Source organism: Petrotoga sp. 9PWA.NaAc.5.4, from assembly GCF_002895485.1.
Classification (GTDB): domain Bacteria; phylum Thermotogota; class Thermotogae; order Petrotogales; family Petrotogaceae; genus AZRK01.
The window spans coordinates 41,727-62,600 of the sequence record NZ_AZRK01000002.1; the positions used below are offsets into that span (position 1 = coordinate 41,727).

16 protein-coding genes and 1 tRNA gene are annotated in these 20,874 nt (G+C 29.6%); 9 read left to right on the top strand and 8 right to left on the bottom strand.

The window, feature by feature from the left end:
- Window positions 1-231 precede the first annotated feature (231 nt).
- From fabZ to X924_RS01680, 4 genes are all read right to left on the bottom strand, one after another.
- Window positions 232-651, bottom strand: coding sequence for a 3-hydroxyacyl-ACP dehydratase FabZ (fabZ, locus tag X924_RS01665; protein ID WP_121957212.1), 420 nt, complete (start codon window positions 649-651; stop codon window positions 232-234).
- Window positions 652-658: 7 nt separating this feature from the next.
- Complete coding sequence (locus tag X924_RS01670) at window positions 659-1,507, bottom strand: DegV family protein (RefSeq protein WP_121957213.1); 849 nt, start codon at window positions 1,505-1,507, stop codon at window positions 659-661.
- Window positions 1,508-1,520: 13 nt separating this feature from the next.
- Window positions 1,521-2,753, bottom strand: a complete 1,233-nt coding sequence (gene fabF / locus X924_RS01675) for a beta-ketoacyl-ACP synthase II (RefSeq protein ID WP_121957214.1) — start codon at window positions 2,751-2,753, stop codon at window positions 1,521-1,523.
- A 174-nt stretch (window positions 2,754-2,927) separates the two neighbouring features.
- Window positions 2,928-3,554, bottom strand: coding sequence for a TetR/AcrR family transcriptional regulator (locus tag X924_RS01680; RefSeq protein WP_121957215.1), 627 nt, complete (start codon window positions 3,552-3,554; stop codon window positions 2,928-2,930).
- A gap of 327 nt (window positions 3,555-3,881) precedes the next feature.
- Here X924_RS01680 and X924_RS01685 point away from each other — a divergent pair, with 327 nt between their 5' ends.
- From X924_RS01685 to galE, 4 genes are all read left to right on the top strand, one after another.
- Window positions 3,882-5,021: a lipopolysaccharide assembly protein LapB gene (locus tag X924_RS01685; RefSeq protein ID WP_121957216.1), complete on the top strand. Its 1,140-nt coding sequence runs from the start codon at window positions 3,882-3,884 to the stop codon at window positions 5,019-5,021.
- 297 nt (window positions 5,022-5,318) lie between these two features.
- Complete coding sequence (gene mazG / locus X924_RS01690) at window positions 5,319-6,083, top strand: nucleoside triphosphate pyrophosphohydrolase (protein ID WP_369826012.1); 765 nt, start codon at window positions 5,319-5,321, stop codon at window positions 6,081-6,083.
- A gap of 245 nt (window positions 6,084-6,328) precedes the next feature.
- Window positions 6,329-7,411, top strand: coding sequence for a DUF933 domain-containing protein (locus X924_RS01695; RefSeq protein ID WP_121957218.1), 1,083 nt, complete (start codon window positions 6,329-6,331; stop codon window positions 7,409-7,411).
- Window positions 7,412-7,425: 14 nt separating this feature from the next.
- A complete protein-coding gene (galE, locus tag X924_RS01700; protein WP_121957219.1) occupies window positions 7,426-8,394 on the top strand; it encodes a UDP-glucose 4-epimerase GalE in 969 nt (322 codons plus the stop codon).
- A 539-nt stretch (window positions 8,395-8,933) separates the two neighbouring features.
- Here the strand turns inward: galE and X924_RS01705 are convergent.
- On the bottom strand, window positions 8,934-10,187 hold the full coding sequence (locus X924_RS01705; RefSeq protein ID WP_121957220.1) for a transposase: 1,254 nt from the start codon (window positions 10,185-10,187) through the stop codon (window positions 8,934-8,936).
- A gap of 156 nt (window positions 10,188-10,343) precedes the next feature.
- On the opposite strand from X924_RS01705, the gene X924_RS01710 reads away from it, so the two are divergent.
- The 4 genes from X924_RS01710 (at window position 10,344) to X924_RS01725 (ending at window position 15,000) form a co-directional block, all read left to right on the top strand.
- Window positions 10,344-10,865: an adenine phosphoribosyltransferase gene (locus tag X924_RS01710; protein ID WP_121957221.1), complete on the top strand. Its 522-nt coding sequence runs from the start codon at window positions 10,344-10,346 to the stop codon at window positions 10,863-10,865.
- A gap of 514 nt (window positions 10,866-11,379) precedes the next feature.
- Window positions 11,380-12,753 carry a glucose-6-phosphate isomerase gene (locus X924_RS01715; protein WP_121957222.1) on the top strand — a complete coding sequence of 458 codons (1,374 nt, stop codon included), beginning with the start codon at window positions 11,380-11,382 and terminating at the stop codon, window positions 12,751-12,753.
- 4 nt (window positions 12,754-12,757) lie between these two features.
- A complete protein-coding gene (coaE, locus tag X924_RS01720) occupies window positions 12,758-13,357 on the top strand; it encodes a dephospho-CoA kinase (RefSeq protein WP_121957223.1) in 600 nt (199 codons plus the stop codon).
- Between the two features lie 353 nt (window positions 13,358-13,710).
- Window positions 13,711-15,000, top strand: a complete 1,290-nt coding sequence (locus X924_RS01725) for an ABC transporter substrate-binding protein (RefSeq protein WP_121957224.1) — start codon at window positions 13,711-13,713, stop codon at window positions 14,998-15,000.
- Window positions 15,001-15,082: 82 nt separating this feature from the next.
- Here the strand turns inward: X924_RS01725 and X924_RS01730 are convergent.
- From X924_RS01730 to X924_RS01740, 3 genes are all read right to left on the bottom strand, one after another.
- A tRNA-Ala gene (locus tag X924_RS01730) sits at window positions 15,083-15,157 on the bottom strand.
- Window positions 15,158-15,185: 28 nt separating this feature from the next.
- Window positions 15,186-15,869: an ABC transporter ATP-binding protein gene (locus X924_RS01735; protein WP_121957225.1), complete on the bottom strand. Its 684-nt coding sequence runs from the start codon at window positions 15,867-15,869 to the stop codon at window positions 15,186-15,188.
- Window positions 15,869-18,469 carry an FtsX-like permease family protein gene (locus X924_RS01740; RefSeq protein ID WP_121957226.1) on the bottom strand — a complete coding sequence of 867 codons (2,601 nt, stop codon included), beginning with the start codon at window positions 18,467-18,469 and terminating at the stop codon, window positions 15,869-15,871. Before X924_RS01740 ends, X924_RS01735 begins: the two co-directional genes overlap by 1 nt.
- A gap of 515 nt (window positions 18,470-18,984) precedes the next feature.
- Between X924_RS01740 and htpG the strand changes: the two genes are divergently transcribed.
- Window positions 18,985-20,862 (top strand): molecular chaperone HtpG, encoded by a 1,878-nt coding sequence (gene htpG, locus X924_RS01745; protein WP_121957227.1) that lies wholly within the window; start codon window positions 18,985-18,987, stop codon window positions 20,860-20,862.
- Window positions 20,863-20,874 lie beyond the last annotated feature (12 nt).

Sequence of the window (20,874 nt, forward strand, 5' to 3'; positions counted from 1 at the left end):
CTCCTATAAGGCTAACTTTACTTACTTTAGAAATCTCAAAACTTAAGTTTTGCCAATCTTTTAGTTTTAAAGTTCTTCAAAAATACTTCCATAACTCTAATACTTACTAACTATGAATTTCTTTAACTTCTTCGCTACGTGTAGCGAAAAAGAGGGGAAGGGCTCCGCCCCGGACCCATTTTAAATTCAAAATCTCATTTTCTGAAAATTATCATTTCTAAAGTCCATAGGCTAACTTTTTTTGATTCCAACCATTATTTCGGCTAAGACACATATTTTATCTTCTACCAAAGCTTGACCTTGTAACTTAAACATTCCGGCTTTCTTTTGCAAAACATTCAAAACGTATATAATTTTATCTCCTGGCCGAACTTCTTTTTTAAATCTTGCCTTATCTATTCCTGTAAAAAGAGGGATAACATTATCTTTCAAATCTTTCAAAAGTAATATTCCAGCAGTTTGTGCCATTCCCTCAACAATTAAAACACCCGGCATAATAGGATAATTTGGGAAATGCCCTTGAAAAAAAGGTTCATTTATACTAACATTTTTGTATGCCTTTATAGTATTTTCAGTTACTTCAATTACACCATCTACAAGTAAAAACGGATATCTATGAGGTAGTATGCTCATTATTTCGTCTATATTCATATATAAGTCACTCCCATGTTGTAATAATCCCACCTGAAGAAGGTCCTAAATGCATGCCTATAATTATGTCCATAGGTTCAAAAATGATCTTTTCACGAGGTACACCTAATTTAACAACTTCTTCTAACAAATCTCCTCCAACCTTAAGGTTTCCTGTATGCAAAACAGCGATATTTTTCAGTTCGCCGTTACCTTTATCTTCCATGGCAGAAGTGGCAATTTCTTTTATGATTTTAGTGTATCCTCGTACTCTCTTTATTGGAATAATTTCACCTTCACTGAGTTGTAAAAGTGGCTTTATATTAAGCATGCTACCTAAAAATGCAGAAGCTCTTCCTATTCGTCCACCTTTGTATAAATAGTTTAAGTCTCCTACGGTAAAAAAAACATTTATTTTTTCATGAAAATGCTCAACAAAACTTTTTAATTCATCTACTGTATAATTTCCTGAATCTATCAATTTTTTCAATTCTAACACTAAGAAACCTAATCCCCAAGTTGCTTCAAAACTTTCTACAATGTGAATTCTTTTCTCATCTATATTTTTAGCTGCAGTCAATGCGGAGTTGTACGTTCCACTCAATTTAGATGATATATGAACAGAAATTAATTCATCATATTTTTCAAGCATATTTTTATAGACTACTTCAAAATCCTCAACAGATGGCTGAGAAGTTGATGGAATATAATCAATCTTGCTGAGATTTTCATAGAATTCATCAACATCTAAGTCCACAGCTTTTACAAATTTTTCATTTAATCTGACATACAAAGAAACACACCCTATACCCATTTCTTCTAATTTTTTAGGATCTATATCACTTGTATTATCAGTAACTATACCAATTTTAGGCATATTTTAGCCTCCTTTAAGCTTTAACGAAAATTATAGATGCATTATGTCCACCAAATCCAAAAGAATTTTTAAGCACAGTTTTTATTTCTGCTGTTGTCGTTTTTTTGGATATATTCAAATCTTTCATTTCTTCGTCAGGTTCCTCAAGGTTTGGCATACCGTGAACAAAATTATCGCGACTTTCTAAAATAGCAGCTATTAACTCAATAGCCCCGGCAGCCCCTAAGGTGTGACCTATTAGTGCCTTCGTTGATTGAATATATGGACGAACAACTTCTTTGCCAAAGATACTTCGAAGAGCTCTTATTTCTGAATTATCTCCTACTGGGGTACTTGTTGCATGGCAATTAACTAAATCTATTTGAGAAGGATCCAAATTAGCCATTTCCAGCGCTCTCTTCATAGCCCTTGCAGCACCTTCGCCATTTGGTTCCGATTGACTTATGTGATAAGCATCTCCAGTCATTCCATATCCGTCTAAATAACCATATATTCTTGCGCCTCGAGTCTTTGCATGCTCTTCTGATTCTAAAATTAAAATGCCTGCCCCTTCGCCCATAACAAAACCGTCTCTTTCTTTATCGAAAGGTCTAGAAGCCTTTTTGGGATCATCATTCCTTTGAGATAATGCCATCATATTAGCAAAAGCAGCTATAGGCATTGGATCTATTACAGCCTCTGATCCACCAGTTACAGCAACTTCTATTTCGCCGTTTTTAATCATCATAGCAGAAGAAATTATAGAATGAACAGCAGATGCACACGCACTCACAGTTGAAAAGTTGGGTCCCTTTAACCCATAATGTATGGCTACAACTCCGCTGGCCATATCTGCTATCATCATGGGAATTAAAAAAGGACTGACGTATTTAGGACCTTTCTCATTCATAACGTGAAATTCATGGTACAAAGTTTTGAATCCACCTATACCTGATCCTATTATTACAGCAGTATTTTCTTTCCAATCATCTTCATCCTTTAATTTCGCATCTTTTATAGCTTCATCGGAAGCGGCTATCGCAAGTTGTAAAAATCTGTCGTATCTTTTAGCTGTTCTTTTGTCTAAATACTTTTCAGGATCAAAATCTTTAATTTCTGCAGCAATTTTCACTTTATGATCTGTGGTGTCAAATTGGGTAATAAAATCTATACCGTTTTTCATTTCTTTTAGCCCTGTTGAAAATTCTTCGATGTCTTTTGCTATAGAATTTACAGTTCCTATCCCAGTTACAGCGACTCTTGGCATTATTTTACCTCCTATAATTTGTTGTATTCAATTCCTTTAAAATTCTACAACCTAAGTTTTATCAATCTTTAGATTCTAAATTTTTTATAAAGTAACTATCTAATTTTGATTAACTATTTCAAACTCTTTTTTTAGAAAATTATTCTAACTCATGACGTTCCTTTGTTATGCTGATTATGATGACAACATTTTTTGAGTAACTTCGATATAATAATCATAAATTTCTTTTGGCGTTAAATTTGTCCATTTTTTATATAAACTTCCTCTTAAGTTAATTTGTTGAACTAATCCTGTAATTTCTCCCCATAGAACCATTGAAATTTTAACAGGATCTAAATATTTATCTATGGATCCATCTTTTATCCCTTCTTCTATTGAAGATACTAACAATTTAAAAATATCTTCACTTTTTTCATAGGCTTTTTTCACGTGAGAATCCGATTCGTCAAAATTAAATTCCAATGTTTCATAATTTAAGATAAGCTTATAATAGTTTAGATATTCTAAGCTGAAATATACATATGTTTTTCCCATGGATACAACTTTTTCAAAACCGTTTTTACAATTATCGAAATTTTTAATAATAATATCCTGTAAAGTTTTCAAGGCTCTTTCAACTGATGTAAAGTATAAATCCTTTTTACTTGAAAAATATAAATATAATGTGCCTTTAGCTATTTGAACTTTTTTGGCTATTTCAGTCATAGTAGTGTTTGCATAGCCTTTTTCTACAAATAGTTTTTCAGCTACATCCATTATTAATGTCTTTTTATTTATTTTCGCTTGATTTTTGTGTGACATAGCGCCTCCCAGTAAAATAAAAAATGACCAAAGGTCATTCTTCTGTGAAAATTATATCATAAAAAAAATAATATAGCAAGTTTCAAATGATGTATCAAAAATATAGTTATAAAATCTAATGTTCATCTTAATTAAATTCTTTAATAGACGTTATTGTGCTATAATTAAAGAGAAAAGTATTCATTTTGAGTGAGTTAATTAAAATTATATGCAGTATACAAATTTTTCTTGCGATAATTACTAATTATTAAGTTAAGAGAACGATCAATTTTAAATACGTTAATTTCTAAGGTGAATAAAAAGTTAATAGGAAGGAGAAAATAAAATATGAAAAAAATGTTTTTATTATCATTGTTTTTTCTTATTGTTTTTATAGGTGTTTCAACATATTTTGACAATTTTGTTTATTATACGGATTTTCAGCAATTACAAGAATCGGATGATCAACATTTACAATTACTTGGTAAATTATTAAAAAGATGGGAGACAGGATCTTCAGCTTCTATTAATAATTTTGATATATCACAAATAGAATTAGCTCCTGACGATAAAATTACTGTTGAAATTTTATATCAAATAGAACCTTATGTTTATTTGAAACCGATTCAATTATTTGAGCAAGCGCTTATAAATTATCAAGATTCCATAATAATAAATTCCATGTATCTATTTTACAATTTTCAATATTGGATAAATACGAAAGATCCAAAAGCAGCTAATATTATTTTTGAATATGTTGATAAAATAGAACGTTTAATAGGAGAAAAAACACCTTTAACTGTTTATTATAAGGCACAGGTTTTAACAAAATCTAACATATATATAGATTTTCAAACTGCATATGAAGAATTATTAAAAATGCATTATGTGCACCCAAAAGATAAAAATATTATAGAAGCCTTAGTTGAAATAATTTATCACATTGGGGAAACTTCTGAAATAGAAAAAATATACAACGATTATATAGAAATAAAAGGTAATAATCCAGAAACTTATCTCTATTTTTCGAAAATTTTCTATAATCTTGGTCAGAACCAAAAGTCTAAGGAAATTGCTAAATATGCCATTTCATTAACAAAAAACACTTCAATTTTAACTCAAATATACGAGTTTTTAGGAGACATAGAAGAAGATTATTCGGAAAAAATCGAATATTATAGAAAAGCTTTAAATAATGACAGAGAAAACGGAAGATTAATGGCAAAAATAGGAACAGCTTATTACGAATTAGATAAAAAAGAAAATGCTGATTTGGCAAGATACTTTCTTAATGCCGCAGAAAGTAGAAACTATATTAATGACGAGATAGAAAGTATGTTAAAGTCTTTAAGAAGTAAGGTAATCTTGGAAAATTTTTTCAAGTTTTTATTACCCATAATAATTCTGGTTATTTTTGGTTTATGGTTATTAAATTATTTAGATAAAAGGAAAAATAGAAAAGAAAACGACTTATTGAACAAAGATTAAAAGAATTAATAAATTGGAGTTTCGTTTAAGAGACAAAATTAAAAATAAAATCATAGAACGTGCATAAAACTTGTTTCTAAAATAATATTAATAAAAGCTAAGTTTTAGAATTTCTAAAGGGAATATTTTAAAGAGATAGGGACTTTAGAAAAGGAGATTTCTGAAAATAAGTTTTTTGAATTTAAAGTGGATTTAGGGTTAAAAAAGTATTTTTTAAAAACTAAAATTCAAAGCATTTATAGAATCTGTGTTTTAGAATTTTTGAAGACAGCGTTCTAAAGTGAGTTTAGGAGGAATATAATGAAATCAAATGAAAAATTCGAAGAATTATTAAATGTAATGAGAACTTTAAGAGGAGAAAATGGCTGTGATTGGGATAAAGCACAAACGCACGAGAGTTTAAAACCTTACGTGATTGAGGAGGCTTACGAATTAGTAGAAGCGATAGATGAAAAGGATAATATTAAGATAAAGGAAGAATTAGGAGATATTTTACTTCAAGTTATTTTTCATACTATAATAGCTGAAGAAAACAAAGAATTTACAACGGAAGAAGTAATAGATTATTTAATAAAAAAGCTTATAAGAAGGCATCCACATGTTTTTGGGAACAGTGAAGGATATTCTTATGCCCAATGGGAAAAGATTAAAGCCGAGGAAAAAGGTGAGGAAACTTATAGCAGAATTGGTAAATTAAATAAAGCCTTACCAGCATTATCCTTAGCAAGGAGAGTACAAGAAAATGCAGCTGCCGTTGGATTTGACTGGGTTGAAATTATTGATGTGATAGATAAAGTAAGAGAAGAAATTGGGGAGTTAAAAGAAGCAAAAAATCAATCAGAAGTGGAAGAAGAATTTGGAGATTTGTTATTTGCTTTGGTTAATTTAGGCAGGTTTTTAAATATAGATCCTGAAGTTTCTTTAAGAAAAGCCACAGAAAAGTTTATAAGAAGATTTAATCAAATGGAAAAAAAGATAAAAAAAGAAGGAAAAGAGTTTGAAAGAATGGATTTAAAAGAATTAGATACTTATTGGAACATAGTTAAAAAGGAAGAAAAATAGGAGTTAAAGTTATTTAAGGAATTTTTTTGTCTTTTATTTTCTTTGTGTTATAATATCTGAAGAAATGTAAAATTTTCGGCAGAAGTATTAATTAAGCTTCTGCCGCATTTTATTTGATTATTTTGCTAATTGACGAATCTTTTTGAAATGTAAATATTCAAAAAAATTTAAAATATTTAAATCTAAGTTTTATAATTTTCTATGGATAAACATATATCAAGCAAGAAAAAGAGAGGTGAAATTATATGGAAATAGGTTTGTTTGGTCTTCCTTTAACTGGAAAAACAACCATATTTTCACTTCTAACAAATACTAAAATAGAAGATGGTTTTAAAAGAGAAGCAATAAAAAGGACGGCCCAAATAAAAGATAAAAGGTTAGAAACGCTTTCTAAGATGTATAATCCTGAGAGAACAATATATGCTACATTAGAATTTATAGATATTCCGAGTTATGATCACACGGGAGATTCTAAAGAAAAAACCCGTATACTTCAAATGATACAAAATGTTGATGCACTTCTTTTAGTTATAAGGGCTTTTAATAATGATTCTGTGCCTTGGCCACAAGGTGCAGAAGATGCTATAAAACAACTAAAAATCTTAGAAACGGAGCTTATGATTAGAGATTTACAAGTAATTGAAAATAGATTAGAGAGATTAGAAAATCAAAAAAAGAAAACAAAAATTTCTTCTTTGGAAGAAAAAGAAGAAGAAATACTTAAAAAAATAAGGGAAAACCTTGAAAATGAGATATTTGTTTCAAAGATAGAATTAAATGAAGAAGACAAAAAATTGATTGGCTCGATGGCATTATTTACATTAAAACCAATAATTGTTTGCGTTAATGTTGATGATGAGCAATTTGGTAACAAAAGATATCCATTCAAAGAAAAAGTTTTGGAGGAATGTCAAAATCAGAATTTTGCTTATATAGAAATTGACGGAAAGATCGAAGTTGAGATAAATGAATTTGAAGATCCGCAAGAGAAAAAAATGTTTATGGAAGAATTATCAATAGATGAACCTGGTATTGAAAGATTGGCAAAAATTGTATATAATCATGTAGGATTAATATCTTTTTTTACTGTTGGAAAAGATGAAGTTCGTGCTTGGACAATAAAAAAAGGTACTACTATGAAAGAAGCGGCGGGAAAAATACATTCAGATTTTGAAAAAAATTTTATAAGAGCGGAAGTTATGAAATATGAAGATTTAATCAATTATGGAAGTGAGGAAAAAGTAAAAGAACATGGATTATGGAAATTAGCTGGAAAAGATGAAATAGTTGAAGATGGAGAAATATTAAACATTAGAGCCAATGCTTAAATCGAGGTGATAAAGTGATACTTGTTACGGGAGGAGCAGGATATATAGGGTCCCATTTAGTAAAAGTATTGCAGGAACAAAACAAAGAAGTAGTTGTGTTCGATAATTTTGAAAAAGGTCATCAATGGGCAGTAAAAGGTGCACATATTGTGAATGGAGATTTAAGAAATCAAGAAGATATTGATCAAGTTTTTGAGAGATATAATATCGAAGAAGTATATCATTTTGCTGCGTATTCATTAGTTGGTGAGTCGATGCAAGAACCGACAAAATATTTTAAAAATAATGTATGTGGTACTTTAAATTTAATAAATAGTATGCTGAATAATCAGGTAAAATATATAGTATTTTCTTCTACGGCAGCAGTTTATGGGGATCCTAAAACAATACCTATTACAGAAGATCAACCAAAGGAACCTACAAATGTTTATGGACAGACAAAGCTTATGATAGAAGAAACGTTAGAGTGGTTTTCAAGATTAAATAAAATTAGATATGTTGCCTTAAGATATTTTAATGCAGCTGGAGCTTATTATGATGGAAGTATTGGTGAAGCGCATGATCCAGAAACTCATCTAATTCCAATTATACTTGAGACAGCTTTGGGTAAAAGAGAAAAATTGTTTGTTTATGGAAATGATTATCCAACAAAGGATGGGACTCCGGTAAGAGACTATATCCATGTTATGGATTTAATAGATGCACATATTAAAGCTATGCAATGGATGAAAGAGAACGATAAATCAAATGTTTTTAACCTTGGCAATGGAAGTGGGTTTACTGTTTTAGAGGTTATAAAAGCTGTGGAAAGAGTTACGTCTAAAAAGATAAATTATGAAATAACTTTTAGGAGGCCTGGAGATCCAGCAGTGCTGGTAGCTTCATCGGAAAAAGCTAAAAAAACATTAAATTGGTTACCTAAATATCAGGATTTGGAAAAAATTATATCAGATGCATGGAATTGGCATATAAGTTATAAATAGCGACTTTAGAAATTAGAATTTTCTAAAAACGCAGTTTTGAATTTTAAAAGGGTTTGTGGCGAAGCCTTCTACCTCTCTTTAGGTAAAAATATCGAAGAAGTAAAAAAATTCGTATTTTGTGAGAATTAGAGTTACGAAGGTATTTTTGAAAAAACTAAATATTAAAACATTTATATAATAAGGTAAAGAAATTAGGAATTAGTAAGGGTTAGAAGTAGGTAGGTATTTTGTAAAAAAATTAACGCTAAAACATATATATAATAAGGATTTTGGAATTTCTAAAATAGGTATATATATAATACCCACTTTAGAAATGACAAAAAATTTAGGATAAAAAAGTGTAAAAGAAGTAAATAAAAAGAAAAAAGTATTAAAATAAATGGTTAGAATCAAAAAAGTTCTTTGAAAATTACAAAAAAGATGAAGAAAAAGTAAAAATTAAAAGAAGTAGAGAATTTTGACAGAAAAACAGGAATAAAAACGATACAGTTAATGAATAACTGTATATTTGAAAGAATTAAATTAAGTGAGAGTATCAATTACAAGCAAGCAGTTTCATACATTAATGTTTTAGGTGAACCAAGCAAATCATCTCTACCCATATTATGAGCTAAGAAAGCTGAAGCAATAAGATAAAGATTAGAAAGATTACACTCAACTTCAACAGCATTGATAAATCTCAAAGAAGTAGAATTAGTCATATCAGCCAACTTAGAAAATATAGATTCAATGAGGGTACGTTTGTTGTAAACCTTTTTAAAAGAAGAAGAATCTCTGTTCAAAGAACTACGAAAATCATCTTTAGAAAAGTTTTTGTAAGCATAACAATTATGTTTGTTTAAAGGGCAATTGGAAGGATCATCACAAACATACTTATCTCTAAAGATATTCCTTTTAGATTCAAAGTAATGAGAATGAAGAGAAAGAGAATTACCGCAATCACCTACTAAAGGTTTCTTAGAAGAAATTCTAAGAGGAATAAAAGCGGTAGAATCAGTCTCTAAATGTACAAAATCGTAAACATCATGAGAATCATAAGCAGCATCAGCCAACAAATTAAAACCATGAAGATTCAAAAGATCGATGGTCTTATGCAACAAAGGGAAAGCATAATTCTTATCGTGATGACTAGCAGGAGAAACAAAGGTAAAAATAGGGACATTAAAAAAAGAAAGTGTATGAGCTTTAAAACCGAAATAAGAAATAGATTGCTTTTGATTACCGTGTTTATCGTAAACAGGTTTAGAGTTAGAAACAGGTTTAACGCCAAAGTTAGCTTGGATAGGATGAGAATAATACTCTTTTTGATTCTTGAATTTACCGTGACTCTTTTTGTTGTTAAAGAAAGAATGAAAAGAAATAGGATAAGAATCGATACACAGATTATTAGGATCGAAAATGCCCTCATCAATACCCATTTGAATAGACCGAGCAATAATCTCAAACAAATAAAAAGAATTAAATTTCTTTTTAAAGACAGAGAAAGTAGCCTCAGAAGGGACAAAGTTATTGATAGGATCAAATCCAATAGCTTGGGCGAATTGAGGATTAGTTCTAAGGAAATAAATCAATTCTCGAGTGTTAAACCCTTTAACCTTTTGTACGAACAAAGCTTTAAGAATAGACTGATTAGAATAACCTAGTCTACCGCGCTTATGGATAAAATTAGGAACAACAGACCACTCGATAACATTGATTAAATCAAGAAGATATTTAAAATCAGAATGTTCATTAAGATAATGATCATAAACGAAATCGAAATAAAGTTGAGAAGCATTAGAGTAGTAAGACATTTGTAAAACCTCCTTACGATTTAGTGAATTAATGTTGTCAAAGAGATTATATCGTAAGGAGGTAAATGTCAACAATATAAAGGATTAAACATACGTTAAATTGTTCGTTTTAGAATTTCTAAAGTGACTAATATATATAAAATTAGGAGGATAAAAATGAATGTAAACGAAATAAAAAAAATAATAAGAGATATACCAGATTTTCCTGAAAAAGGAGTTATATTTAAGGATATTACCCCTCTTTTGAAAAAACCTCGTGTCTTCAAATATGCTTTAGATAGTATCGCAGAATTGATAAATAACTGGGATTTTTCATGTATAGTTTCTCCTGAGTCCAGAGGGTTTATATTTGCTTCTCCTTTGGCATATAAATTAGAAAAAGAACTTGTACCTATAAGAAAACCCGGAAAACTTCCATATAAAACTTATTCTATTTCCTATGAATTAGAATATGGTAGTTCAATTTTAGAAATGCACATCGATGCTATAGAAAAAGGCGAAAAAGTGGTAATAGTTGATGATGTTTTAGCGACGGGAGGTACTACTAAAGCTATAAAAAAATTAGTTGAAGATGCGGGAGGAATTGTTGTTGGTGTTGCATGTCTTGCTGAATTAGGTTATCTAAATCCTCGTGAAAATCTTGATGATTTAAAAGTCGCAAGTGTAATTGTATATTAATTTCAATAATAAACATTAAAAACTTATTAGCTAATTTTTTAAAATAAAAGATGAAACGATTTAGAAGCTATTTTATAAAAAATTAAACATTAGAATATTGATAAAATAGTAATTTTAGAATTCGTAAAGAGAGTAATATTATAAAGTAGGTACTTTAGAAATGATAATTTTCAGAAAATGAGCATTTGAATTTAAAATGGGTTCAGGGCAGAGCCCTCTCCCTTCTTTAGCTACATGTAGCGAAGAAGTTAAAAAAATTCTTAGTTAGACAGGAACTTTAGAAATGATAATTTTCAGAAAATGAGCATTTGAATTTAAAATGGGTTCAGGGCAGAGCCCTCCCCCCTTCCTTGGTTACAAGTACCGAAAAAGGTAAAGAAAAATAGGAATTAGTAAGGACTAGAAGTGGGAAGGTATTTTATAAAAAAATCAACGCTAAAATATACATATAATAAGGATTTTGGAATTTCTAAAGACAGCATATTATATAATATAAAGATAAAGGAGGCAGATCATGAAAGGATTAAAATTTGATTTTTCCAATGTTTTTCAACCAAATTTGGAAACAGGTTTAACAGAAGAAGAAATCAATGAAAATGTTGATAAAATAAAAGAAATTGTGGAACACATTGTTGAAAGCAAACCGGGATTTTTAAGTTTACCTTTTACAAGAGTTTATATTGATAGAGTTTTAGATTTAAAAACATGGGTACAAAGTTTTGAGAGCGTGGTAGTTTTAGGTATAGGTGGCTCTGCTTTAGGAAATCAAGCTTTGCAAACATCACTCAACCCTTTAAATTACAATGTACTTCCAAAAGAAATACGAAAAACACCAAAAATTTTTATATTAGATAATGTTGATCCAGATTTTATCGCTGCAAATTTAGATCAGATTGACCCACGAACAACATTATTCAACGTTATTTCAAAGTCTGGAACTACTGCCGAAGCTATGGCTAACTATTTAGTCGCAAGGGGAATAATAGAAAGTTATGGTTTAGATCCAAAAGATCATTTCTTGTTTACAACTGATCCAGAAAAAGGAATACTAAGAAAAATAGCAGATGAAGAAGGTATAAGAAGCTTAGACATTCCTCCGCAAATAGGTGGAAGGTTTAGTGTACTCACTCCGGTAGGTCTGTTATCCGCTTTAGCAAGTGGTATTGATATTATAGATTTATACAATGGCGCAAAAGACATGCATCAACGAGTTGTAAATCCTAATGTATGGGAAAATCCAGCAGCATTAAATGCATTGGTTCACTATATTTATTACCAGAAAGGCTATAATATGTCTGTCATGTTGGCTTATTCAAATAAATTGTTTTTATTAGCCGATTGGTATAGACAACTGTGGGCAGAAAGTATAGGAAAAAAGTATAATTTAAAAGGGGAAGTAGTGAATGTTGGGCAAACCCCTATAAAAGCGTTAGGTACTACAGATCAACATTCTCAAGTTCAACTATATAATGAAGGGCCTTATGATAAAGTTATAACTTTTTTACAATTAGAGAATTTTCAAAGGAACATAGTAATTCCAAAGATACATTCAGATCTTCCTGAATTATCTTATTTAGGAGGAAAAAATCTTTCTACTCTTTTGAATACAGAATTAGCTGGTACAGAATACGCTCTTACTCAGAATAACAGACCTAATTTAAAGATAATTTTTCCTCAAATAAATCCATATAATATTGGACAATTTCTTTTTGCATATGAATTTCAAACAGCTGTTATGGGAATGTTATTAGAAATAAATCCGTATGATCAACCTGGTGTAGAATTGGGGAAAAAAGTCACATATGCTTTAATGAATAGAAAAGGGTATGAAGATTTAAAACAAGAGGTAGAGGATAAATTACAAAACAAAAAGAAAGTACAGTTATAATTATATGGTTATAGGAATAACTGGACCAGCAGGTTCTGGAAAAAGTACGGTAGCTCATTTTATAAAAAAATTATTATTAAAAAACGTTCAAATAGTCGAAGTTGATAGGGTTGGACATCAAGTCCTAACCCTTTTTTTTGTTCAAGAAGAATTAAGGGAAGTTTTTGGAGAAGAAATATTCGATGAAAATAATATTTTATCGAGAAAAAAATTGGGAGAAATTGTTTTTAAAGACAAAGAAAAGTTAGAAATCTTGAATAAAATAGTTCATCCAGAAATATTTAAAAAGACTAAAGAAATACTAAATAAATCTTTAAAAAAAAGTGATATAATAATTTTGGATGCAGCTTTGTTATACAAAATAGGATTGCACATATTATGTGATAAAGTTATATTTGTAGATGCTCCAAAGGAGATTCGAATAAAAAGACTTACTGGATCAAGAAAAATACCTTATCAAAAAGCAAAAAGTATAGTCGATTCTCAAGAAGGCGAATATTTTGGTCCTTATGATTTTATAATTTATCACGACAATGGTTTTGAAAAATTAGAAAAACAAATAAGAGAAATACTAAAGAAATTAGGATATTTAAAAGAAGATTAAAATGTTAAAAAGTATGAGTGTAGATATTTCATAAAATAAGCATTTGAATTTAAAATGGGTTCAGGTCACAGCCCCTTTCCTTTCTTGGTACAAGTACCGATAAGAATATAAATAAGAACTTTATAAACGAAACGTTTCTAAAAATAGAATTTTGAATTTAAAATAGGTCCAGGGCGGAGCCCTCTCTCCCTTCCTTCGGTAAAAGTACCGAAAATGGTGAATAAATTAAGAATTAGTAAGAATTAGAAGTTGGCAAATATTTTACAAAAATTTCAAATCTAAAACATATATAAAATGTAATTTTTTAAATTTTCCAAGACAGTAAGCATTAAAAATCTTAGGAGGTGTTTTTTGTGAAGAAATTTTTAATTGTATCTGCTTTGATTCTTACAATTGCTTTCAGTTTTTCTCAAGTAAAGATAGAATTTTGGCATGCTATGGGCGGTCAACTCGGGCAAACTCTGAATTCTTTGGTAGAAACTTTTAATAGAGAAAATCCTGATGTACAGGTAACTGCTGTGTATGTTGGTAACTATAGCGCTTTGAATCAAAAGCTACTTTCTACCATAACTGCTTATAGCCAAGGAAGTATGACAGATCTTCCGGCTATTTCTCAAGCTTACGCAAACTGGACCGCAAAATATTTGTTTTCTGGTGTAGTCGAACCTTTGAACGAATATATTGAAAATGATCCAGAAATAAAAGATGCTTGGGAAAACCAAATATATCCGGTTTTAAAAGAATTAGCCTCCTGGGGAGACACTGTTTATGCTATTCCGTTTAACAAATCTGTCTATACATATTATTATAATCCTGAGTTATTCGATTTATTTGGAGTAGAACCACCTAAAACTATGGAAGAATTATTAGAAGTTAGTGAAATATTAACTATGGATTTAGATTTAGATGGTAAAACAGATCAATATGGTTTGGGAGTAAGAACTTTCATAGATGATTTACAAATATTTTTATATGCCCATAATATTACTTTCTTAGAATATGTGGGAAACGGAAAATATAAAATAGTTTTGAATGAAAATGGTACAAAAGATGTATTAAGGTATATAAAAACATTAAAAGACTCAGGATACGCTATTTTTCAAAATGCATATTTAGATCAACCGTTTGGTTCTGGTGAAATAGCAGCATACATGGGAACAGTGGCTGGCTTAACTTATGCCGAACAGTCTTCACGAGGTAAGCATAGTGTCGCTTGGGCACCTCTTCCATCAGTAGATGGTGTTCCTCATTCTCCAATAGCAGGTACAGATTTAATTATGTTTAGCTGGATAAGTCAAGAGCAGAAAGAAGCTTCATGGAGATTTTTAAAATTTTTATTAGATCCTGTTAATGTTGCGTATTGGTCTATAAATACTGGGTATATTCCAGTAAGAAGAGATGTAATCAATGTTCCTCAATGGCAAGCATACACTGCTAACGATGTAAAACCTGTAATAGCTTTAAATGAATTAGAAACAGCTATAGCTGATCCAAAACCATCTGCATGGGAAGAAATAAGGAATCAGATCAGTACAGTATTCGCTAATTTCTTAAATGATTTTGCCGATGTTGATGAAACTTATAACGCTATTATAAAAGCTTTAGAAAGTCTTTTAAGAGAAAGTGGAGAATTAGCTGAATAACAAAAAATTAAAATTAGCAATAAGTAATAAATGATTTAAAAACACCCCAGCTCAATTGTAAAAGTTGGGGTGTTTTTTATTATGGTGGAGTTGATGGGATTTGAACCCACGGCCTTTGCCTTGCGAAGGCAACGCGCTCCCGCTGCGCTACAACCCCATTCTAATTTTTACTAATTACACGAATATTATATAATAGTACCATCTTTTATATTGATAATTCTATCAGCTCTCTTAGCAATATTTATATCATGAGTAACGACTACAAGTGTTGTACCTTTTTCTTTTCTAATACTTTCCAATAAGTTTATAATTATTTCACCATTTTCTGAATCAAGATTCCCAGTTGGTTCATCTGCCCAAATAACTTGTGGAGAGTGTATTATAGCTCTTGCTATAGCAACTCTTTGTTGTTCTCCCCCAGAAAGTTCGTAGGGAAAACGGTCAGCTTTATTTTCAAGTCGAACTTCTTTTAAAGCTTCATAAGCTTTAATTTTTGACTCTTTACTTTTATATCCCAAGATCATTAGAGGTATTTCAACATTTTCTAAAACGGTAAAAACAGGTACAAGATTAAAAAATTGAAAAACAAACCCCATATTGGTAGCTCTAAAAGACGCCCTATCTTCTTCTGTTAGATTGTGAAAAGGAATGCTATTAAAGTAAATTTCCCCTTTTGTTGGGTTATCTATAGCTGATAAACAATTTAGAAGAGTCGTTTTTCCTGAACCTGATGGACCTAAAATTGCTATGAATTCACCTTTATCTATAGTTAAGTTTATATTTTTTAATGCCTCTACCTTTACTCTTTTATCATTGTACGTTTTACATAATTCAAAAGTTCTTATCAAAACAGAATTGCTGTTGTTCATTATTCAATCTCCTTCATGCTTTCAGCTGGTGATATTTTTGAGACTAAAAAAGATGGAAACAAAAGAGTTAGAAATGACATCAAAAACACTGATAATATTATACTACCAATTTGCATTACAGGAAAATAAAAATCTACGGTGCCTAAAAATTGGAATATTGCAAATATTAGATCTCTTGCTACCAAGTAACCACCAAATAGTCCAATCAAAGAACCTATAGAAACAATACTAAAATTTTCAATTAGAAAACCAATTATTATGTCATTAGAATGAGAGCCAATAGCTCTAAGAGTACCTATTATACGTTTTCTAAGTATGTAAGACCTTACAGAATAAAGTGCCAAGCCTGAAAAACCACTTATAAGGCCGATATAAAGCATATTTGTAGCTAAAGTAACTATGTTGTCTACCCCTGCAAAAATAATTTTTAGTTCTTTTTCTAAAAATATTGGATAATAAAAATTTGACATATAAAGCTCATTCAAGCGACTTGCTGTTTGTTCGTCTACTTTTCCCATAAGTAAATTTACAGTTTTAACATTATTTGGTTTGTTGTTAATATGGGCAACATATTTAACTGGAAGAATTATATCTTTTAATTCGAAATAACCTATGACTTCGTAAGAAATTCGAGAATTTCCTCCGAATGGGAAAAAAGAAGTATAACTCCCCTCAACTTTTTCAGGAATATTTTCATCATCTCTGAATTTTCCAAACATTATAGTTCCTTTCTCCTTTAGTTGTTCTCTCCAATCGGTATAAGACTCTGAAGGTATAGTTGCAGATTCAAGGAATGTATCATCTACAAAGACAATAAGCTCAGAATCAAGTAAAGCTGCTTGAACCTTCGAAGGGTTTTGTATACCATCATAAACTTCTATATCTTGACTGACAAAAAGATTTTTAAAAGGATTAGAAACAACAACATAATTATAGCCAAATAATCCTTCTTCAGTAATAGAATCAACAAATTTTACCAAATTTGAAGGTATAGAAGCAATAACTATCAAACCGAATATAACTATTCCAAACATCAAAGATAACATTAAAATTTTTATTGGGAACCTTTCGATGTAGGAAAAACCTAAAAGAAAAGGGAACGATTTTTTTGATACGAATAATTTAGTTAATTTTTTTAAAATAGGTATTATAGAAGTGAAAAAAAGAATAGAAATAACCGCAAACAAAATAGCTCTTTGAAAAATAAAATTAAAAGATAGAGAATTTGAAGACAAACTAAAAAGTGTCTTACTTAAAAGCATTAGAGTTAAAGAAATAGTTATGTTAAGAAAAGGATTTTTAAATAAAAATGTACAACCTAAAGAAATTAATATGATTCCTAATAATGCAAATGATTTACCAAATATTAAAGTTATAATACCAGAAATCAATAAAATAACGGCAAAAAAAGTAGTTCCTGAAACAGGTACATATTCTTCAACATCTTTTCTTAGAGATTCTATAGGAGGATTTTTCGTGATAATTATAGCTTTTCTTAGAAAAATGAAAAATGGTATTAAAATGCCTATTAAAATGCCAATTATAATTGTTCTTGCATTTACAACGTACGGAATAGAAGTAAAACTGCCTAAGGATTCAAACATTATTCCAGAGGCTATTCCAGAAAAACTATTTAAAAGTAATTTCCCTATCTGAGTTCCTAAAAGACACCCTATAACAGAAGCTAACCCAAAATATAGAAATACTTGAATAATAAAAATATTCAAAAGCCGATTTCTTTTTAATCCAAAAATTCTTAAAATTCCTATATTTTTTTCTTGTTCATTAACAAAAGTATTTCCAAAAACTATAATTAAAATTATTCCCGCTAAAAGCGAAAAAGAATTGAAAGCGAAAACAATATATCCTAATATTACATTCGTCGTTGAATTCATAAAATTTTCTTTCATATTAACTAAAACCATATTTGCAGGTAAATTAAATTCAGAATAAGAAAAATTTGTATCGTCTATAAAATCTATATAAGCTTTTGAGGGATAAATAGTATTTCCTTGAAAATCTTCTAAAGATACAAAAACAGAACCCGGGTACTGTGCTAACTCTCCTCTAAAGTTTAAAAAGCCTTCTTCTCCTATATAGGAAACTTTTAAATTAGCACTTCCACCTGGCATATGAAGAATTATTGAGTCTCCTTCTTTTAAGCCAAGATCCAAAGCAATTTTCTCGCTTATAACAGCATTTCCCGGAGTTAGATCAATTTCTTTGCCCGTAAAATTTGATATGTCGTCTTTATTTGTAGCTATAACTAATGTTTCTAAAAAAGCGCCTTCTTTTTCAATTCTTCCCATACTTTCAGAAACAGGCAAAATGTTTTTAACCAATCGATTTTCTTTTAGATCATTCAATAAAAATTCAGATAAAGGAAAAGAAAAAAACAAAGAAGACCTTGAATTCATTATATAAGAATCGGCTTCACCAAAATTTTCTTTTAATTGAAAAGCTCTATATGATGCTATTGAATCATTAAGAGAAAGGGAGGAGACAGTTAGAAGAGAAGGAATTATAGCTCCTAAAATTAATAGAAAACTGACGAATCCCTTCTTTTTAAAACTTCTTAACACGAATTTCAGTTCAAACACTAAATCATCTCCTAAATAATCAAATAAGCTATCTATTATTTTATCAAATTAATCACAAAAATTCTACAGTTTAATAATAAAAATCAAAAAATAAATATAAATTATTTGTAAATAAAAAATTAATTTTATTAAAAATAAAGTTATGAAATATTTAAAATAAATTAAAGTAGCTAACATTATGATATAATTATTATTAGCAAATAATGGTTAAGAGTGATAAAATTTCCAAAAGTAAGCATTTGAATTTAAAGTGGGTTTAGTATTAACTGTATAGGTACTTTAGAAATGAGAAGTTTTTAAAAATGAGCTTTTGAATTTAAAAAGGGTCCAGGGCGGAGCCCTCTCCCCTCTCCTTAGATATACGTAGCAAAAAAGTTAAAGAAATTCATATTCTGTAAGGATTAGAGTTGAGGAGGTATTTTTGAAAAAACTAAACGTCAAAACATTTATAGAATATGAATTTTATAATTTATAACTAAAGTGACTATTAACTGTAAATTAGGAGGTAATAAAAAATGCCAGAAGTAAAAGAGTTTCAAACAGAGACCAAACAATTACTCAATCTTATGATAAATTCTATATATACTCATAAAGACATCTTTTTAAGAGAATTGATTTCTAACGCTTCTGATGCGTTGGATAAGATGCGGTTTGAATCTTTGAAAGATCCTTCTATTTTAGACGGAGATACTGAACTCCAAATTAAAATTCAAATTGATAAAGAAAATAAAAGATTAATAATAGAAGATAATGGGATAGGCATGTCTTACGATGAGGTAATTGAAAATTTAGGAACCATTGCAAAATCTGGAACTCAAAGCTTTCTTAAGAAATTAAAAGAAGCAGAATCCGAAAAAGTTGCCCTTGATTTAATAGGACAATTTGGAGTAGGATTTTATTCTGCTTTCATGGTTGCTAAAAAAGTAACTGTAGAAACGCGAAAATGGAATGAAGAAAAAGCCGTTAGATGGGAATCAGACGGAAGTGGAACGTATTCTATAGAAGAATGTGAAAAAAGTACAAGAGGGACAAAAATTATTTTAGATTTAAAAGATGATTTAGAAGAAGATGAAAATTACTTAGACCAATATAAAATCCAAGAATTAGTTAAAAAGTATTCGAATTATATAAAGTATCCAATAAAGATGAAATGGGAAGAAGAAATCGAAGAAGGTAAGACAAAAATTAGCGAAAGAATACTCAACTCAATGATTCCTCTTTGGAACAAAAATAAAGAAGAAATCACACAAGAAGAATATAACGAATTTTACAAAGAAACGTTTTATGATTGGAACGATCCCTTTGAAGTAATTCACTTTAAAGCTGAAGGTACTACTATTCAGTTCGTTGCTTTATTGTATATACCCTCAAAGTTACCTTTTACCTTTTACAGCAAAGAATACAAAAAAGGTTTAAGTCTTTATTCAAAGAACGTATTTATCATGGAAAACTGCGAAGAATTGATTCCTGATTACTTATCATTTGTTAAAGGTTTAGTTGATTCACCTGACTTTTCTTTAAATATTTCAAGAGAGATACTCCAAAAAAGTAAGCAGTTAAGCATAATTAGAAAAAATATCGAAAAAAAGATCTTAGAAACACTTAAATCAAAATTAGAAAATCAAAGAGATAAATACATAGAATTTTGGAATGAATTCGGAAGAGTTATAAAAGCGGGATTATATCAAAACATCCAGGAAAGAGAAAAGATTCAAGATCTTCTTTTATTCGATAGTTCTTTATCAGATAAAGAAAAAATTACTTTAAAAGAATATGTTGAGAGAATAAAGGAAGATCAAGGAAATTATATATATTACGCTGTTGGACAAACTATAGAAGATATAGAAAAGTTACCTCAAATGGAGGCAATAAGAGATAAAGGTTATGAAGTTTTGTATTTAACAGATGAAATAGACGAATTTTTAATAAAATTAATGCATGATTACCAAGGAAAAGAGTTTAAATCGATAAGTAGTGCAGACATTAAAGATGAAAATATTCAAAAAAAGCAAGAAGAAAGTAAAGATTTACTAAGCAAGATAAAAGAACATTTAAAAGATAAAGTAAAAGAAGTTAGACTGACGAATAAACTTAAAGAATCGCCCGCTTGTATAGTGAGTGCGAATGAAGCGATATCTTTAAAAATGGAAAGAACGTTGAAAAATTTAGAGCAATTGCCCTTTGAAGCAGAAAAAGTTTTAGAATTGAACCCCAACCATGAGATTTTTAGGATTTTGCAAGAAATTTATCAAAAAGATCCAGATTCGCAAGAGTTAAAAGATTATTCAGAGATATTGTATAACCAAGCCTTACTAAGAGAAGGGTTAGATATAGATGACAAACATCAATTTGCTAAATTGATAACAGATTTGATAGTAAAAGCTAACAAATAAGCCGCTCAGAAA